The sequence below is a fragment of the Nitrospinota bacterium genome, assembly GCA_016235255.1.
GTDB lineage: Bacteria > Nitrospinota_A > UBA7883 > UBA7883 > JACRLM01 > JACRLM01.
Window position 1 is genome coordinate 1 of the sequence record JACRLM010000068.1, and the last position, 17,007, is coordinate 17,007.

Annotated in this window: 22 protein-coding genes and 1 pseudogene; 13 read left to right on the top strand and 10 right to left on the bottom strand. The window is 54.4% G+C overall.

Annotated features, from left to right (window positions below):
• Positions 1 to 156 precede the first annotated feature (156 nt).
• Positions 157 to 1,620, top strand: coding sequence for a PAS domain S-box protein (locus tag HZB29_08895; protein ID MBI5815711.1), 1,464 nt, complete (start codon positions 157 to 159; stop codon positions 1,618 to 1,620).
• A gap of 78 nt (positions 1,621 to 1,698) precedes the next feature.
• On the opposite strand, the gene HZB29_08900 is transcribed toward HZB29_08895, so the two are convergent.
• Positions 1,699 to 3,330, bottom strand: coding sequence for a GAF domain-containing sensor histidine kinase (locus HZB29_08900; GenBank protein MBI5815712.1), 1,632 nt, complete (start codon positions 3,328 to 3,330; stop codon positions 1,699 to 1,701).
• A 48-nt stretch (positions 3,331 to 3,378) separates the two neighbouring features.
• On the opposite strand from HZB29_08900, the gene HZB29_08905 reads away from it, so the two are divergent.
• On the top strand, positions 3,379 to 3,966 hold the full coding sequence (locus HZB29_08905; GenBank protein MBI5815713.1) for a histidine phosphatase family protein: 588 nt from the start codon (positions 3,379 to 3,381) through the stop codon (positions 3,964 to 3,966).
• A 225-nt stretch (positions 3,967 to 4,191) separates the two neighbouring features.
• On the opposite strand, the gene HZB29_08910 is transcribed toward HZB29_08905, so the two are convergent.
• The 5 genes from HZB29_08910 to hpt form a co-directional block, all read right to left on the bottom strand.
• Entirely contained in the window at positions 4,192 to 6,030 is a 1,839-nt protein-coding gene (locus HZB29_08910) for a hypothetical protein (GenBank protein ID MBI5815714.1), read from the bottom strand.
• Between the two features lie 130 nt (positions 6,031 to 6,160).
• Positions 6,161 to 6,784 carry a DUF4412 domain-containing protein gene (locus HZB29_08915; protein ID MBI5815715.1) on the bottom strand — a complete coding sequence of 208 codons (624 nt, stop codon included), beginning with the start codon at positions 6,782 to 6,784 and terminating at the stop codon, positions 6,161 to 6,163.
• 123 nt (positions 6,785 to 6,907) lie between these two features.
• Entirely contained in the window at positions 6,908 to 7,327 is a 420-nt protein-coding gene (locus HZB29_08920; GenBank protein ID MBI5815716.1) for a HEPN domain-containing protein, read from the bottom strand.
• On the bottom strand, positions 7,324 to 7,644 hold the full coding sequence (locus HZB29_08925; protein ID MBI5815717.1) for a nucleotidyltransferase domain-containing protein: 321 nt from the start codon (positions 7,642 to 7,644) through the stop codon (positions 7,324 to 7,326). Before HZB29_08925 ends, HZB29_08920 begins: the two co-directional genes overlap by 4 nt.
• 58 nt (positions 7,645 to 7,702) lie before the next feature.
• Positions 7,703 to 8,236 (bottom strand): hypoxanthine phosphoribosyltransferase, encoded by a 534-nt coding sequence (hpt, locus tag HZB29_08930; GenBank protein ID MBI5815718.1) that lies wholly within the window; start codon positions 8,234 to 8,236, stop codon positions 7,703 to 7,705.
• Between the two features lie 88 nt (positions 8,237 to 8,324).
• Here hpt and HZB29_08935 point away from each other — a divergent pair.
• The 5 genes and pseudogenes from HZB29_08935 to HZB29_08955 all read left to right on the top strand — a co-directional run bounded on the left by HZB29_08935 (position 8,325) and on the right by HZB29_08955 (position 10,850).
• Positions 8,325 to 9,080 (top strand): annotated as a pseudogene (locus HZB29_08935) (sigma 54-interacting transcriptional regulator).
• Positions 9,069 to 9,659, top strand: coding sequence for a hypothetical protein (locus HZB29_08940; GenBank protein ID MBI5815719.1), 591 nt, complete (start codon positions 9,069 to 9,071; stop codon positions 9,657 to 9,659). The pseudogene HZB29_08935 and the gene HZB29_08940 overlap by 12 nt, the downstream one beginning before the upstream one ends.
• Before the next feature lie 115 nt (positions 9,660 to 9,774).
• Positions 9,775 to 10,101 (top strand): nucleotidyltransferase domain-containing protein, encoded by a 327-nt coding sequence (locus HZB29_08945; protein MBI5815720.1) that lies wholly within the window; start codon positions 9,775 to 9,777, stop codon positions 10,099 to 10,101.
• Between the two features lie 33 nt (positions 10,102 to 10,134).
• Positions 10,135 to 10,530 (top strand): fluoride efflux transporter CrcB, encoded by a 396-nt coding sequence (crcB, locus tag HZB29_08950; protein MBI5815721.1) that lies wholly within the window; start codon positions 10,135 to 10,137, stop codon positions 10,528 to 10,530.
• Complete coding sequence (locus tag HZB29_08955) at positions 10,527 to 10,850, top strand: DUF190 domain-containing protein (protein MBI5815722.1); 324 nt, start codon at positions 10,527 to 10,529, stop codon at positions 10,848 to 10,850. Before crcB ends, HZB29_08955 begins: the two co-directional genes overlap by 4 nt.
• Positions 10,851 to 10,978: 128 nt before the next feature.
• Here the strand turns inward: HZB29_08955 and HZB29_08960 are convergent, their stop codons facing one another.
• The 3 genes from HZB29_08960 to HZB29_08970 form a co-directional block, all read right to left on the bottom strand.
• Positions 10,979 to 12,406, bottom strand: coding sequence for a hypothetical protein (locus HZB29_08960; GenBank protein ID MBI5815723.1), 1,428 nt, complete (start codon positions 12,404 to 12,406; stop codon positions 10,979 to 10,981).
• A gap of 107 nt (positions 12,407 to 12,513) precedes the next feature.
• On the bottom strand, positions 12,514 to 12,849 hold the full coding sequence (locus HZB29_08965) for a hypothetical protein (protein ID MBI5815724.1): 336 nt from the start codon (positions 12,847 to 12,849) through the stop codon (positions 12,514 to 12,516).
• Positions 12,850 to 12,868: 19 nt separating this feature from the next.
• On the bottom strand, positions 12,869 to 13,114 hold the full coding sequence (locus tag HZB29_08970; GenBank protein ID MBI5815725.1) for a zinc ribbon domain-containing protein: 246 nt from the start codon (positions 13,112 to 13,114) through the stop codon (positions 12,869 to 12,871).
• A gap of 166 nt (positions 13,115 to 13,280) precedes the next feature.
• Here HZB29_08970 and HZB29_08975 point away from each other — a divergent pair, with 166 nt between their 5' ends.
• From HZB29_08975 to HZB29_09000, 6 genes are all read left to right on the top strand, one after another.
• On the top strand, positions 13,281 to 13,586 hold the full coding sequence (locus HZB29_08975; protein MBI5815726.1) for a hypothetical protein: 306 nt from the start codon (positions 13,281 to 13,283) through the stop codon (positions 13,584 to 13,586).
• 141 nt (positions 13,587 to 13,727) lie between these two features.
• A complete protein-coding gene (locus HZB29_08980) occupies positions 13,728 to 14,570 on the top strand; it encodes a TIGR02757 family protein (protein ID MBI5815727.1) in 843 nt (280 codons plus the stop codon).
• Positions 14,571 to 14,618: 48 nt separating this feature from the next.
• Positions 14,619 to 14,837, top strand: coding sequence for a ribbon-helix-helix protein, CopG family (locus tag HZB29_08985; GenBank protein MBI5815728.1), 219 nt, complete (start codon positions 14,619 to 14,621; stop codon positions 14,835 to 14,837).
• Positions 14,834 to 15,235, top strand: a complete 402-nt coding sequence (locus HZB29_08990) for a putative toxin-antitoxin system toxin component, PIN family (protein MBI5815729.1) — start codon at positions 14,834 to 14,836, stop codon at positions 15,233 to 15,235. Before HZB29_08985 ends, HZB29_08990 begins: the two co-directional genes overlap by 4 nt.
• 50 nt (positions 15,236 to 15,285) lie before the next feature.
• Positions 15,286 to 15,567 carry a type II toxin-antitoxin system RelE/ParE family toxin gene (locus tag HZB29_08995; protein ID MBI5815730.1) on the top strand — a complete coding sequence of 94 codons (282 nt, stop codon included), beginning with the start codon at positions 15,286 to 15,288 and terminating at the stop codon, positions 15,565 to 15,567.
• Positions 15,568 to 15,576: 9 nt separating this feature from the next.
• A complete protein-coding gene (locus tag HZB29_09000) occupies positions 15,577 to 15,873 on the top strand; it encodes a HigA family addiction module antidote protein (protein ID MBI5815731.1) in 297 nt (98 codons plus the stop codon).
• A 54-nt stretch (positions 15,874 to 15,927) separates the two neighbouring features.
• On the opposite strand, the gene HZB29_09005 is transcribed toward HZB29_09000, so the two are convergent.
• Positions 15,928 to 16,725, bottom strand: coding sequence for a hypothetical protein (locus HZB29_09005; protein ID MBI5815732.1), 798 nt, complete (start codon positions 16,723 to 16,725; stop codon positions 15,928 to 15,930).
• Between the last annotated feature and the right edge of the window lie 282 nt (positions 16,726 to 17,007).

Consider the following 17,007-nt stretch of genomic DNA (forward strand, 5'->3'; position numbering starts at 1 on the left):
CCCAGGTTGAGGAAAGTGAGCGGTTATAAACACCTGCCAGAACTGCGTGAGATCATGAAACGGGCTCTGGCGGGGAAGATAATGGTGAAAGCGGCGTGACGGTCATGCCGGGAGTTTCAACTAAAAAAGGGATTGACTCGGCAGAAGGGGGCCGAGTTGTTACGGCTGGAAAAGGAGAGGACAAGGACATACCTGGACGAGGCGGAGGTCATTTTCGTGATAATAAACGCCGATCAGACAACGGCGCTTATAAACAAAAAAGGGCGCGAAATCCTCGGGTACGCTGAAGAGGAGATCATCGGCGGGAACTGGATTGACATGTTCGTTCCGGAGCCGGAGCGCCCGCAGGTGAAGGCCGTTTTCGACAGGATTCTATCTGGAGACGTGGAGCCGATGAAGAAATATGAGAACTTTATCATCGCCAAGGACGGGCAAAAGAGGCTTATCGCGTGGAACAACGCCGTGCTTCGGGATGAAGATGGCAAAATAACAGCGGCGGTAAGCGCCGGTGTGGACGTGACGGCGAAGAGGGAGGCCGAGCAGGAGCTTCGCGAGGCGAAGGAGACGGCCGAGGAGGCCACAAAGGTAAAGGACAAGTTTCTCTCCTTAGTGTCCCACGACCTGCGGGGGCCCGCGGGGACGCTCAACGGACTGCTGGGTTTCATAAAGCATGACATCCATGCCATCGCCCCGGAAAAGACCATCAACACGCTGGACGCGGCCATCCTTTCAGCCAAGAACATGACCGACCTCATCGGCGACCTTTTGAACGTGAGCAGGCTTAAAAGCGGCAAGCTTGTCCCCAATTCGTCCTTCGTGGACGCGTTCAAGCTTGCCGCCGCCGCCATCACCACCATAAACCAGACCGCCGCCGCCAAAAATATCGGCGTTTCAAACGAAGTTCCGGAAGAGACGAGGCTTTATTGCGACGCGAACCTTATCATGGAGGTGCTGCGCAACCTTTTAAGCAACGCTATAAAGTTCACGCGTCCCGGCGGCAAGGTTGCCGTGTTCGTCCCGGAAAAGCCCGGAGGCTCCATTGGAGTGCGCGACACAGGCGTGGGGATCGCCGCCGGGGTGATTGAAAACCTGTTCAAGTACGAGGAAAAGACCACCACCGTCGGCACCGCCGGAGAAAGGGGGACGGGCCTCGGGCTTCCCTTATGCGAAGATATAGTGCGGGCCCATGGCGGCAGCATTTCGGTGGAGTCTTCGCAGGGGGGCGGCACATGCTTCATTGTGAGACTGCCGGAGGTCCATCCCGGAATTCTGGTGGTGGACAAAGATCCTGCTGCGCTGTTCCTGGTAAAGGAACTGCTTGGCGGCATGGGGGTGCAGGTGGCGGGAGCGAAGGACGGCGCCCAAGCAAAGGAAGCGATAGCGGCGCAGGCCCCTCACGTGGCCCTGGTGGACATCGAGATGAAAGCGCCTGACGGTTCGCCGTTGCTGGAAGCGTTTTTCCGTGATCCGGCATTGAAGGACACCGCCATATTCGCCACCAGCTATGAATCGGACAACGAGACCAAAAGACGCGCAATGGCGCTGCGCGCGAAAGATATTGTGCAAAAGCCGTTCAACGAGGCCGAACTGGTTTCGATAATACGCAGGATCATGGCGTAGCAGGGGCGAACCCGCGTGTCCGCCATTATAATTTGAGGCAGACACGAAGGTCTGCCCCTGCAATGCGCGGCGCCTCCGCTACGGAAGCGCTATCGTGAACCGGGAGCCTTTGCCCAATTCGCTTTCCACGGTTATCCGGCCGCCGTGGGCCTCCACCGCCATTTTGCAGAAAGTAAGACCAAGCCCGGTCGAGTATTTAACGTGCCTGTTGCCCGCCTGGTAAAACTTGTCGAATATCCTTTTGGCGTCATCTTCGCTTATTCCGGTCCCTGTGTCCGCCACCGTTATGACGGCTCCGGAATCCCGGGCCTGCGTCTTCAACGTGATTTTACCGCCGCGGGACGTGTGGTTGTTTGCGTTGGACAAAAGATTCCAGATAACGCGCCCGATCAGCCCCTTGTCCGCCTGTATCTTCAATGAAGGGCTGTCCGTCTCGAAGGCCACGTTCTTGCCGTCTCCTTCGGCCATGGCCCTGATCCTCTCCAGCCCGGTGCGCCCCAGTTCAACGATGTCCATATCCTCCGGGGAGATGGAGAACTTGCCTTCCTCCATCTTGTTCACGTCCAGGATGTCCATCACCATCCTCAAAAGTTCCTCGGCGGACGAGTTGGCGGAATCCAGCACCTCTTTCTGGAAATCGTCCTTCACCTCGTCGAGCAGCATCCCGATGTTGGAGATTATCACCCCCACGGGGCCCTTGAGGTCGTGGACGAGCATCTGGATCATGTTCTCCTTGAAAAGCTGCAGTTCGCTCAACCGGGCGTGCATTTCCTTGAACTTGTCGCGGTCGCGCCTTATCTCGGCGGAAAGCATGGCGGTGACTATCACGCCGGCGAAAACGGAGAGGGCGGACTCGTCGTCCGGCGAAAAGCCGCTAAGGTCGTTCTTGTCCGTGACGTTAATCACCCCTTTCACCTCCCCCTGGAACCTGATGGGGAAGGCGATAAGGCTTCCGCTTTTATATACGCCGCCGCCGCGCGTGGGAAGCGTGCCTCCGGAACCGGTATTCTCTATGATAATGGTCTCATTGTTCCGGGCGGAGATGGACGCGATGGCGTTGTCCGCGATGGACTGGGTGACGCCGATTATGGCCGGATTGGTGGAGGCGCGCACGGCGAGCATGCCGCTGTCGTCCAGGAGCATGATGGAGCCTTTCTCCGCCTCCATGCCTGTCAGGATCATCCGCAAGGCCCCGTTGAGCATTTCCTCCAGGTTCCCCCGGGAGGATGACGATTCCTTCATGGCCCGCGTCATCGTCTCCAGGAACGCCAGCCTTTTTGCGATCTGGCCTGGTGGAACATTTCCTGAGGAGCGTGAAGAGCCGGCCTCCTCGATGGTCTTCATGATGGATGAAATAAGGGGCCGGACGGCGCTTTCCCAAAGATCGGGATTTTTGGGAAGTATGTGTATCCGCCCGCGGAACCCCTCCAGGGAGGCGGCGCATCCGTGGGGATCGTCCGTGAAGATGATATGGACCACGTCATCCCCCAAAGACCGCGGAGCGTTGAATTTGGCCGCGGGGCCGCTCTTTCCGGCGTCTATTTCAAGGAAGGTCAGGTCGAACCTCAAGTCAACCGCTCCGTGCGGCGCGCCGGGGAGCGTTTCCGGACAAAGCCATGAAGTGGTATTTATGTAAGAGAGGACCCGTCCGCGCAATTGCTCGTCCGTGATCGACAGGAGCGCGCAAAACTTTCTTGGAACTTGGCTCATCGGCCAGCTTCTCATTTATAATGAGTATGTTCGTTAGCGGCTATTCTAATGTCAAAAAATGAAACCCTCAACGTTATTCTGATCCGGCACGGACAGACACAGGCAAACGCCTGCGGTGTGGCCCAGGGGCAGACCGATTCGGCGCTCACACAAGAGGGCGTCGCGGAGACTTTGCGCAAGGCCGCAATACTAAACGGTCATGTTTTTCATGCCGTGTATTGCAGCGACCTGCCCCGCGCCATGGCGACAATGCGGATTGTCCGCAACGCAATTCCCGGCCTGCCGGAGCCTGCGTTCACGCCCCAATTGCGCGAGATTGATTTCGGCGATTATTCAGGCATGGACAAGGAACGCATAATGCCGGTAATCATGCGCCACAAGGCCGACAAGTCGCTGCGTTACCCGAACGGCGAATGCGGAAACGACCTGATCGCCAGGACGGACGGATTTTTCAGGACGCTCATGTCGCGGCATATGGGGGAATCGGTTTTAGTGATCACACATTACGGGATCATGGAGACCGCCGCGCGGCTTTTCACGGGATTTCCGGCGGACAAGGCCGTCGTCATCGGCGGAGACGATGTGTGGGAAATGGAATTTGACGCAAACGGCATGGCGAAGTTGAGAGTGGTTTAGGCGAAAGGCCGAGTGCTTCCCCGTGGCCGCCTCGGGCTGTTGCCCAAATGCTCATCGGGGTGTTCTTCACCCCGATGTCCCAAAGTCAAGAGTTTAGCACTCTTATAAACATAGAGTCCGGGGTGAAGAACACCCCGGACAGCGTTCGTTTCGCGGTTGTCGTCCCTGAAGGTGGCTTCGGCAATCAAAGATAGGGACTGTGGGCACGCTGGTTCATAGAGATATTTAGTTGTCCCCTCCGTGCCTCCGTGCCTCTGTGGTTGGTAAATCTTCCACCAATCCTTCTTTCTGCATATATTCATAAAACGCGTCGCCGAGCAGCCGGTTGCCAAGCGGCGATGTGTGGCCGATGAAATAGGCCTCCACGTCCTTTTTCGTTTTCGCGTTTCGCGCCATTCCCGCAACGCCGTCGAACACCCGGTAGTTCTTTTTCCGGCAATGCTCGATTATCCGGCGGACCGTGTGAAGGTTCTTCCCGGTCTCCACATAAAACTCCGCCTCCCCCTTGATCGGCAGCACTGCGATCACAGGCTCGGTTCCCATCGCCCGGGCGTCGGCCACGAACGCGTCTATTATTGCCATCAGCACATCGGCCTCCTTCGATTCCCAAATGTCGGCAAGGTAGGCTGGGCGGGCCAGCATGTCGTCAACCTGTTTTTTGTCCAGCAGGTATCGCGCCTCCATCCAGAAACGTTTGTTCAGGAAAATCTTCAGGTACGGAAACCCGAAGGTGGGATAATCGTTCTGGTTATACCAGTAATCGTATTTCCCGATTTTTTCCAGGAACGCAGGGTCCGAAAGTTTTCTGATTTCCGGCGCGCTTTGCACTGGATTCGGTATCAATTTCAGCTTATCCCCCTCCAATATGAATCGGGGCTTTGTCATGGGGCCGCCGGTCTGGGGGTAATAAAATTTCCGGTAAACGTTGGCCACGCGGCAAATGTTCTCCGGCACTATGCATAGCGCGGCCACCTTCGTTTTCACCTCCGGCCATTTGCGCTTGAAATAAAGGTATGCCTGGTCCGTGCCGTATCCGCCGACGCCGAAGTTATAGACGTTCTTTTTCAAATGGGTGGAAAGGTATGTTTCCCACGTCTCGTCGTTTTCCACCTGGTCGCAATGGGTGAACGAATCGCCGAAAGTGGCCATAAAGTCCGAATCGTATATGACTGGCCGGGGGCGCTCTCCATGCGGGGTCTGGTAAAGGTTATGCCATCCAAGCTCTTTGTCGTATGCTTTGGCCAGCCGGCCGGCGATTTCCGGGGTTATCAGGAACTCCGAGAAATCGTAGAACGTGAACCGCTTTTTCGTATAGTGGAAAAAGAGCGCCGCCGCCCCTTCGGCCACCGCCAGCATGATGAACATCATCATCATCCCGAAAACGGCGTTTCTGAATCCGGCGCTCGTCCGCCACGCATGGCTTCGTGCCGCTCCGGCCAGCCCGCCCCATGCCGCAAGCGCCGCCAGCGATGCGCCAAGCATCCATTTTGCCCAGGCGTCCGGGATGCGCCGCCAGAACTCCCAAGGCTTGATCCGTGGGACAATTTTTACGCTGTCTATGGCGATCCACGATCCGCTTTTTGAACGGATAATCACAGGTTCGCCAGTTTTTTCCATTTGGTGCGCGGGTATGGAAGCCGTGAAAGAGGATCGCATCCCCTGGTTTTCCCATTGGGAATTCAGGAGCCCCGCCCCTTTTTGGACCATGATGGAAGCGGCAGTCTCGCCCCCCGCTATGATTTCAAGCATGGGAGGGGCGGTGTTATGGCTGTCAAACAGGTTGATGACAACCGTCGCCCCCCGGCGGAAGGGGGGATAAATCCTGATCTCCTTTTGTTCACCGCCACCCCATGTGTCGGCCGGCCCGGGAAGCTGAATGGGGACATATGGCTCCTTGCCGGTGACGGAAACGTATTTCCGCCCCTTCCAGAAATCCACACCCTCCATCACAGGATCGGCGTAATACGAAATCCCGTCAGCGGGAGGGGACAAAAGGCTGGCCGATGCGGCAACGGCCACGGCCGCCAGAAGCGCCGCAAGCAGGATTTTAATGGCGGATTTCATCAGGCCAGACGATTATTCATGCGCTTCCCCGTGGTCGCTGACCACGGTCATTTCCCGCATGAAATGCCGGGGTCTGGCGACCCCGGCCAAGCATAAATAGATTCATCCAGGCAGAGCAAAGCCGAACCTTCTATTTCTTCTTGTGCGGCCTGCCCCCCATGCCGCCCATCATCCCGCCCATGTCCATTTTCTGGTATCCGGCGGGCGGATCGAAAAGGCTGTCGGCGGGGTCGCCAAGCTTGATGTTCTTGAAAGTGGTGGTGGCCTTCTTCTGTTCGTCCTGGTATTTGATCGGAAAATTGTCCAGGTCGGTGGCCTCCCAAATATAGGCGGCGCCTTCCTTCTTCCCGTTGCGGTAATAAGTTTCAAAATACTTGTTGGTGGGGTGGCCGTCCACTTTTTCGGTCCCCTCCAGCTTTTTCTCCACCTTCACATTTGCGTCGCCGCGGGTGGTCACCGGGTTCTGATGATCCATCTGCACAGGCATTTCCATGTACGACTTGTTCGCCGTGTCCACCATCCACATCACTTTCCTGTCGAACCGCATTATCATGATGGACGAAGCGCCGTGCTCCGATGATTCCATCCTCTGCTTGTCGGCCTTGATATAGAATTTCATCGTGGAAGTGTGCTTTTCGGCCTCCACCACCATGTCCGCCGAAAAATTCTTCATCGCGGCGGCCTCTGATTTCTGTGTTCCAGCCGCAAGGACCAGCGAAAGCGCGGCGACAAACGTGACGATTCCCTTTTTCATTAACGCATCACCTCCGGTGTTGTTTTCACGCGATTATATGACGAAGGGGCTCGGCGGGGAAGGGATTTTGCATTTGATGGACACTGACTTTGGCTGTGCGGTCATCCCGGAAGCCGTCCCCGGCTATCCAGGATCACGGCCTTGTTCCAGATTGTCACTTAAATATTGCGAAACATTTACCACAAAGCGCTGGGCCTTGGCGCATGCTTCCGAGGCTTTATCCGCCGATATTTCCTCGGTCGCTTTGTAATCGGCGTTTTGGCGCATCTCGAAAATCAGGTGAATGTCCTTGGACATCTCCTTTGGAAAAATACCTTTCATCACAAATTCAGTGTCGAACAGGCTGATGACACCGGAATGTTTTGACGGAGCTTTGGAAACGTATTGAAGCAGGGCCAATGCCGAGTAAAACATCGCATAATACGCCCGATTGACCACGCTTTGTGAACTGCGGCGCTGGTCTAAAAGGAATGTTGCGTCGTTGATCGCATCGCTGGCCTGCTTAAGCCGGAGTTGAACCAGGGTGTTTCTGTGGGAGTTCAAACAAAAACACCTTCAAGCCTGATGGCTTCCGCCAGAAGCGATTCGCTTTCCAGCCCCGATTCCCACTCGTCGGTGGAGAACACCACCGGCGTCACCACAACGCCAGATTCAAAACCGGCCTCCCATGCGCAATCGCTGATGTAACCGCGGATATCATCATTAAGACCGTCAACCACCACAAGAACGTCCATATCCGATAGGGGATCCGCGTCCCCCCTGGCGCGGGAGCCGAAAACGGCGATCTTTCTTACGGCAACCTTTTTTTGAAGCAAGGTTTTGAAAGTGTTCAATATTCCGCTGTCGGACGCAATCATCATAAGGCTCCCAATTATGGGGATATCCCAAACTCAGTATATATCAAAACCGCGGATTATCTCACTCCTCGTATTCCGCCAGATACGGTAAATTGCGGTAACGGTCGCCCGCGTCCATCCCGTAACCGATAACGAAAACGTCATCTATGGTGAACGCGGAATAGTCGGGCGTTATGTCAATTTTCCGCCGTGAAGGTTTGTCCAGCAGGACGCACGTCAATACCCTGGCGGGATTTTTCGCCTCCAGAAGTTTCTTCACTTCCGACAATGTTAGCCCCGTGTCCACCACGTCGTCCACCAGCACCACAGTCTTTCCCTCGATGGACAGCCGGGTATCCTGTATTATTTCAACAATTCCCGACGACTCCGTCCCATGCTTATAGCTGGACGCGGCGATAAAATCCACCTCCGGATGCACCCCATAGGCATAAAGCCTGCGCATCAAGTCCGACAAAAAAACGACGCTGCCATTTAGCAGACCAACCAAAAGTGTAGGTGAATTCTGGAGGTCGGAGGCCAGCTTTTTGGCCAAGCTGTCCACTTTTGTGGCTATTTGCTCCTCGGAAATCAATATCTTATGAGGTGTGTTGTTCATTTTGGCGCTGATGTCAAAGTTTTGGTATCAATATTGTACTATGATTTTGACGCATGTCGTCATTAATGATAAATGACAGGAGACCAGGATGGTGATTGAAGTGGCGGAGGCCCCGGCCGTGCAGACGGTCAAGAGCCCCGATTTCTCCCGGTTCGTGGGGGACAGCGAGGCGATGCGGTCGGTTTTCCATACTATCACGCGTCTATTGGACAACGACTCCACGGTGTTGATCCTCGGCGAGAGCGGGTCTGGCAAAGAGCTTGTGGCCAAGGCCATTCACAACAATTCCAGCAGGAGCGAAGCTCCCCTTATCATCGTCAACTGCGGCGCCATACCCGCCGAACTGCTGGAAAGCGAGCTTTTCGGCCATGAGAAAGGCTCTTTCACCGGCGCTATACGCACCAGGATCGGCAAGTTTGAGATGGCCCACGGCGGCACCATATTCCTGGACGAAATAGGGGACATGAGCCCGTCTTTGCAGGTGAAACTGCTTCGCATCCTGCAGGAGCGCGAGTTTGAGAGGGTTGGCGGGGCAAAGACCATCGCCGTGGATGTGCGGGTGATCGCCGCCACCAACAGGAACCTTGAAAAGGCCATAGCCGATGGGGTCTTCCGGGAAGACCTTTATTACCGGCTCAACGTGATACCGCTGGAACTGCCGCCGTTGCGCGACAGGGGGAACGACATATCCCTGCTTGCGGGGCATTTTATAAAGACATTCAACAGGACTAAGGGACGCAACGTCCTGGGAATAACGCCGGAGGCGCTCAGAGCGCTCAAATCCTACACGTGGCCGGGGAACGTGCGGGAGCTTGAACATGTGGTCGAGCGCATGGTGGTTCTTAAGGGGGACGGGCACATCTGCAAGGAAGACCTCCCCCTGAAAATCCGTGATGTAGAGCCGAAAGACGATTTCCAACTGCTCCGCGACATGCTTTTGGTGGGCGAGCCGGAGGAACTGGTGGACGAGGGGCTGATTTCGGGGAATCAGACCTCTGCGAAACGTCCGGCTTTGATAGGCATCGCGGCCGAAGAGAGCGCCTCCGGCAAAATATTGGAGATCGGGCATGCGCCCGTGAACGGAAACGGACACGGCAATGGCAACGGGTTGTCCCACGGCCATGTGGCGCAACTTGCCGCCGTGCAGCCTGTCAGCGACGACGCCAACGTGGTGATGGCGGCGGGATATGACAGCGCGGAGACAAACTCAGCCTCCCCGTACGCGCCGATTCTGCCCGAAGAGGGGATAAACCTCAAGGAAGCGGTGGACAAATACGAGACCGCCCTGATTGTGGCGGCGCTGGAGCGGTGCAACTGGGTAAAGAACAAGGCGGCCGTAATGCTCGGGCTCAACCGCACGACGCTTGTGGAGAAGCTCAAGAAGAAGGGGATGCTTTACGGAATCCCGGAGGAAGCGGCCTGATTAAAGTTAAAGATATTCTATTGGCCGAGGAGCTTCACGCTTCCCGGCCTTTTTTTATAGCCGGCCTTGGCAATCACCAATGGTCTATAATAAGCCATGAACGTGGGAATTTTACATGGTTGACTCATCAACTATAGACGGCGTAAAGCGCTTTCTTAAGAATGTGGACGCCAATGGCATCAAGGTAAGCTTCGGAGTCATGTTCGGTTCGCGGGCAAGGGGCGATAACGATGATCAAAGCGATATCGACCTGATTGTGGTGTCACCGGACTTCGACGGGATCAAGAAAAGGCCCGACGTGGCCAAGCTATGGGGATGCGCCGCCGAGACGGACGCCAGGATAGAACCCATACCGTGCGGTGAAATACAGTGGCGCGAGGATGACGGCTCTCCGATCATCGAAGTGGCGCGGCTGGAAGGGCAGATCGTTTACCCCGGATAAGGGAACCACAAAGATGTCACTGCAAGGTCGGGTATGAGTCTCTACGGTTTTGCCGCGGTGGGCGCCGGGGCGGCGTTGGGGGCGTGGTTGCGCTGGTGGTTTGGAATGCTCCTTAATCCGGTGTTCCCGACGATCCCGCTCGGCACACTGGCGGCCAATCTTATCGGCGGACTTCTGATAGGCTCTTCAATGGAGCTGTTCGCCCGCCACACATACCTTCCTCCGGAGGCCCGGCTTTTCATCATCACCGGCTTTCTTGGGGGGTTGACGACTTTTTCCACTTTCTCCGGGGAGATAACCGCGCTTTTGCAGAGGCAGGAATACACATGGTTCGGCGCGGCCATATTTCTCCATGTGGCGGGCTCGCTTGCCATGACGATACTGGGCATATTCGCGGTCAGGTTCATTTTGCTAAAGGGCACGGTATGAAAGGGACATGTCTGAAATTCTACGTTCACGAGAACAGGCGTCACAAAGGGATATTGCTGTATGAATGGCTGCTGGAGACGGCAAAGGGAATGGGAGTCCACGGAGGGTCGGCGTTCCGCGCGATAGCCGGATTTGGAAGGCACGGCGTGATGCGAGAGGACCATTTTTTAGAGCTGGCCGGAAACCTGCCGGTGGAAGTGGTCTTCGCGGTCAGCGATGAAGAGGCGAAGGCGATCCTGGAAAAAGCGAAGGGGGAGGGGATAGCGCTTTTTTATATGATGGCCCCGGTGGAGTTCGGAACTGTCAACGGAGGCGCGTGACGGGGGAAAATATTGTCACCACAGAGACACAGATTCACAGAGGAACACAGTTCTTGCCTTTGTGTCTGCGTGCCTCTGTAGTTATATATATCTTAAGGAATCCGGTGTGAATAACACGCCGGACAACATTACACCTGCGGTGTGCCGTGTCCTTCTTCCAGGATGGGGTAAACAAGGCGGCAACCCCGGCAGAACAGGTTGAGCAGGTTTATTTCCTCCTCCTCCAGCTCGGGCTGACAGTCCCATTTGGAGGCGCATTTTTTATTGGTGACCACCCGGACCACCGGATGGCTCGAAAGCCTGTAATAAGTCTCCATCGCCACGTGGTTGCGGATCTGCTCCTCCCCGGAGCCCATATACTCGGAATGCTCTTCTCCCGGATTGGCCGCGGTCAACTGGCGTATCCTGATTTCCTTCACCCTGCTCCGGAGGAAGAATGAGAGCCGGTCATGGGCCTCCGTGTCCGTCCATTCCGGAAGCGCGTCAAGCGTGAAACGGGCCAGCGCGTCATTTTCAATGGCGTCCAGTTCCTTTTCTATCCTTGCCGTGAAGCCGTCTATCATCCTTTCGGAGCCTTCATACGTGCGCCTGCGCTCGTTAATGTGGTACTTCAGGTGCAACAGGGCGATAAGCTCGTCCAATGATATGATCAGTTCCTCCAGCGCCCATTGCCAGTCGTGATGGCTGGCGCTCTCCTTGAGCATCGCTTCGAGCGATTCAGTCAGCGATTTCTTGATCGTCGCCCCGGGGAGCCGGGTTGATTTGAGCGTGGCCACTGAAAGAGGCGACAGGGCGCCTGCGCTCTCGGTGAATTTCTCGATCCCTTCGGGCAGGTAATAGTCCGGCATATGGTCAAAATGGGAGACGAAGGCCAGGGCCGTGTTCACCTTGTCCAGAAGGACGCTTATGACGTCGAAAGTCTTTTCGTCCACGGCAATCCCCTTGCCGGGGGCCGAGCCGATCATTTTTTCCATGCTGGCGAATTCTCCGGCCAGGTCAAGCCTCTTGACCGAAGCCTTTCCCACATGCTTGTCATACAGCCGGTTGAAATTCGAGAATGACATTCGGATGCGCGCCAGCCCCAGCCGGGCGAAATCCCAAAGCATCCTTGGCAAAGTGGCCCGTGAAGTTTCAAAAGCGCTCAAAAGTGTTTTTGACGGGATGGTCATGGCAAGGCACCGCTGGGCCGCCACCACGTCCACCTTGCGCACGCTGCTGGGGGAAGAGAACGCCGTCACCTCGCCTAGTATGGCCGGAGCGTTGATTGTTTCGATGAAAGTGGAGAACTTTTTGCCGCGTATTTCGGCGAGCGCCACGATCTTGCACGATCCGGCGAGGAGCGCCACTATGGCCTTCATGTCCCCCCCGCCGGACACAAGAAGCGTTTCCCCGGCCTTATGCACCTTTGGATCGTGAACGGCCAGGCTTTCCACCTCCCGCCGGTTGAGCATGTGGAATTCCGGCATCCTGGCAAGTATGCTTATCCCTTGATGAGTGATGGCGAACTTGTTGGACATTCTTTCGCTGGATCCGTTGGTCACATGATTGGATGTCATGAAATATTACTAAAAACAAAAGCGTTCGGATTTAAATAACAACATGTTTCTCCGCAGATAATATCCTTAAACCTGCTCTAATGCAACCGCCAACGCGCAGGTTCAAGTCAGTCGTTCTGGCTGCCGGAGGCGTAAGCGAAGCGTATTTTTGCCCTCAACGCCGCAAAATCCTTCATCGCGTCCACAAATGCCTCGAAATCCTCGGCCGGGAGTTCGTTCAATACCCTGTGGAACTCTGCTTCGCCCGATCCGTTCCATATGTCCCAGGCGACGCGAAGCAGTATTTCGCCAGTGTCGTCGTAATCTACGTTGTCCGGCGTCATCTCCTGGTTGATATCGCATGATTCGTCCAGGACCTCGCACAGAATCCTGGGATGGTTGCGCAGAAGCGTCCTTATGGCGGCGCCGCGCATGGTGGAGTTGATCTTGGAAAGTTCGCTCATGGTACTGCGCTCCGGATAATCAGTTAAGCCCGCACATCCCGCTGCGGCATCCGGGAATGTTTGGAGTGGAGCATCCTCCGGCCATCTCGCAGCGCGGCATGGCCGGCTGGGCGGAGCCGATGGAGGGAGAGAACACCGAAAGGTCCTTTTCGATGCGGGCGCTTCCGCACGAAGGGCACTTTATCCCTTTGCGGCTTTCGGCGGACATCACCAGCGCCTCGAACGATTTTCCACAGTTCGAACAGGTGTATTCGTATATCGGCATAAGGTGGATAACTCCCTTGTGAATTGACCAAAAACGCCGTATCAGCGCGGGCGGGCAAGAAACCCGCCCCCGCGAGACCGGCTAAAAACGTTGCCTTTTCAATAATAAATGATATCATAGCCCACTTTGACGGGCAAATTGGCATTAACACTTAACACGGTTGGATATGGCTAAGACAACGCAGGAAATACTGGCGCAGGCCAAGGAAAAATTGAAGACACTCTCCGCCTCGGAAGCGGCGGACGCAAAGGCGGCTGTGGCGCTTCGCATGGCGAAAAAGAAGGTCAAACGCGCCCAGCGCAAGACCAAGGTTGAAAAGACCATGGGCGGCAAGCGGGAAAGCTACGAGGCCAACCGCCTGAAGAACATCGAGAAGGCCAACGAAAAAGTGGCGAAGAAAAAGGCCGCCGCCGAGGCCGCCCTTAACGCCGCCGCCGAGAAACAGGCCGCCGCAGCCGGCGCCGAGGGCTGATAAGGACATCTTGTAAAGCCAGATCAGAGGAATATTTACCACGGAGGCACAGAGGCGCGGAGAAAAAATATCTTCGCTTTGTGACTTTGTGTCTCTGTGGTCATGCCTCCCCCCTGCAATCATGATGGAACAGCCCCGCCGATGAACGATCCGGCCAAGGTCAAACCGCATCTGGACAGGCTTCTGGCCCGGTTTGACAGGGCGTACCTTGCGCCGGACCCGCTGGCCGCCGCCCTCAAATTCAAACGAAAAGACGACCTGGAGACCGCCTGCTTTATCGCCGGTGTGTTCGCCTATGGCCGGGCGGACCTGATACAGAAAAATGTGGCCAACATTCTCGGCTCCATGGACGGATCGCCAGCAATGTTCTGCGAATCTTTCGCCAGAAAGGAAAGTCCCGGCTGGATGCGGGACTTTAGTTACCGCTTCAACAAGCATGACGACCTTGCGGCGTTGGTCCGCGCCATAGGGGAGGCCAGAAGCCGCCACGGCTCGCTCAAAGGGCTGTTCCTTGAAAAGGACGACCCGTCGGCGGAAACGGTCCTGCCCGGGTTGATCGGGCTTGTGGGCGCGCTGCGTGGATACGCGAAACGCAAGACCCGGTCGTTTTCCACCCTTGTCGCTGATCCGGCCCTTGGCGGCGCATCCAAACGGTTGAACCTTTTCATGCGGTGGATGGTCCGCAAGGATGGTGTGGATCCCGGCCCGTGGCACGGCGCGGTGTCCACCTCGCGGCTTGTGATCCCGCTGGACACGCACGTCGGCAGAATCGCCCGGCAATTGGGATTGCTTGACAGGAACTCCAACGACTGGAAAGCCGCCCTCGAGCTTACGAGGTATTTGCGCAAGCTCGATCCAAAAGACCCGGTGAAATACGACTTTGCCATATGCTCCTACGGCAAGCTAGGATACTGCGTGAAGAAGGCCGATCCTGAAAAGTGCGGCACGTGCGATTTCGGCTCGATATGCTCGAAGGCGGTTTGACCGGGGCGGACCTATGTGCTACATTGTCTTACATAAGGAGCCGCGGACATGAAAGACACGATCACCATCAGGTTGCCCGATAAACTGAGCAAGGAACTGACCATGGCGGTCAAGGCCGAAAAGAGCTCCAAAAGCGAGATCATCAGGGACGCCGTCGCCTACTATCTCGCCCTGAAACGTTTCCGCCAGTTGAGAAAACATATCCTCCCCTTCGCCGAGGCGCAGGGGCTTGTCACCGATGAGGACGTTTTCAAGGCCATCTCGTGAGGGTCGTGCTCGACACCAATGTCATCATAGCCGCTTTCGCCAGCAGAGGGCTTTGCGCCGAGGTTCTGGAGGTCTGCCTGGCCAATCATACAATTGTGACAAGCGAATTTATCCTGGCTGAAGTCGAAAGAAATCTTGCGAAGAAAATCCGCCTGCCCGGAAGCGTCGTGGACTCCACCATGAAGTATCTGCGGGAAATACCGGAGGTAGCCGTGCCGGCGCATGTCGAAAACATCAAATGCAGGGACAAGGACGATATCAAGATAATCGGGACGGCCATTGGCGGCGGGGCAGGGATAATTGTCACGGGCGACGATGATCTGCTTACGCTAAAGAGGGCCGGGAAGGTGAAGATAATGACCCCACGGGAGTTTTGGGACCACTTGAGAGAGGGGTGAAGATTGATATAACGTGTTGCGCTATATGACGTATTGCGTTATAATCTTGCATGATTAAAAGCTTTGTGGACAGGGAAGCGGAGAATATATGGAAGGGGATACGATCCCTAAGGCTGCCACAGGACATTCAGCAAACGGCGCGAAGAAAACTTAGAATGTTGAATAACGCCGTTAATCTGGATGATCTGCGCGTTCCGCCAGCCAACCGGCTTGAAGCTTTAAAGGCAGACAGGGCGGGGCAGCACAGCATCCGGATCAATGACCGTTGGAGAATATGCTTTATCTGGCGGGAGTTGAACGCCCATGAAGTGGAAATTGTTGACTATCACTAGGAGCGGAAAATGAGAAACAATTTGGATAATGTCCATCCCGGCGAGGTGCTTTTGGAGGAATTTTTAAAACCGATGGGGTTGAGCCAGAACCGTCTTGCGAGGGAAATCAGTGTGCCGCCCCGCCGGATAAACGAGATCGTCCTGCGCAAACGGGCCATTTCGGCGGACACGGCGTTGCGCCTCGCCCGTTATTTCGGCGTATCGGAAACCTTCTGGATGGGATTGCAGGCCGATTTCGACCTTGAAGACGCACGTGTGAAACTTGGCCCCAGGTTGAAAAAAGAGGTGAGGAAGAGAGCGGCGTAGAAAGAGAAAATGGTTAAGATGGCTATTGGACTTGGAAATATCCCTTATTGCTATTTAAATAGCTTCGTTATTGGCGCGTTGCGTTCTTGCATTTAAAATAGCCACTAAAGCCATAAGCACTTCGTTGGAATATCTTCGGTAAAATTTTACAAACCCTATATATTCAAAGAAAGCAAGAAATAATAAAACTGCCAAAAATATCAGCAAGACTATTTGGTTGACATCGGAAATAAATAAATGCATCAGAGTCGCCCAAAAAAGAAGTACGGATATAAGGGCTAGGGTTCTGAATAAACCATACAAAGCAATATAATTCCTCATTTTCTCTGTGTGTTTATCGGAATTTTCCAACACAAAATCATCTATAAACCTGAAAAAATTGAATTCTGGAGGGTTTATCCAATTGCTGTCAGTTGGATTAGAAAAAGTCACAGCGGAACTGGCGCCGTGAACGTCCCTGTAGAATAGTGAAATATTTGATTTTATAATATTTATTGTAGTGCTATCAAATCTATTCGCATAATAATTTCTCATATTTAGTGCGTATCCAAATAATAAATCGAAGCTAACAATTGGAGCCAATAGCAATCCAAGAAATGTCCTTAATATAAACCTGAAGGATTTTCTAAGGCATGGAAATTTTGTGCAATTTAATGAACTAAAATCATAATAACTAGAGAAACCAACTTTGCCAATATCCAATAAATATTTTGATGGATAATCTAATGACCAAATGGAATATTTTTCTATTGTCAGGGCAGATGCAATACTGAGAATTAGACCTAATAAATAAGAATAAAAGATAAATGGAATATATTCATCCTTGTTCTTAATAGTTATGGCGTTCGACATTGATGTAATTTCTCGCTGCAAGTCAATAATTACAATATGTACTATTGATTTTTCTTGGTAACTCAAATGGGAACTCTTCGACTGCGCATCTGGTTTGTCGGTAATGTGAGCGTTTACCGTAAGAATGCAATACAGGAAAATCCGAGTCAATCCCTTTTTTAGTTGAAACTCCCGGCATGACCGTCACGCCGCTTTCACCATTATCTTCCCCGCCAGAGCCCGTTTCATGATCTCACGCAGTTCTGGCAGGTGTTTATAACCGCTCACTTTCCTCAACCTGGG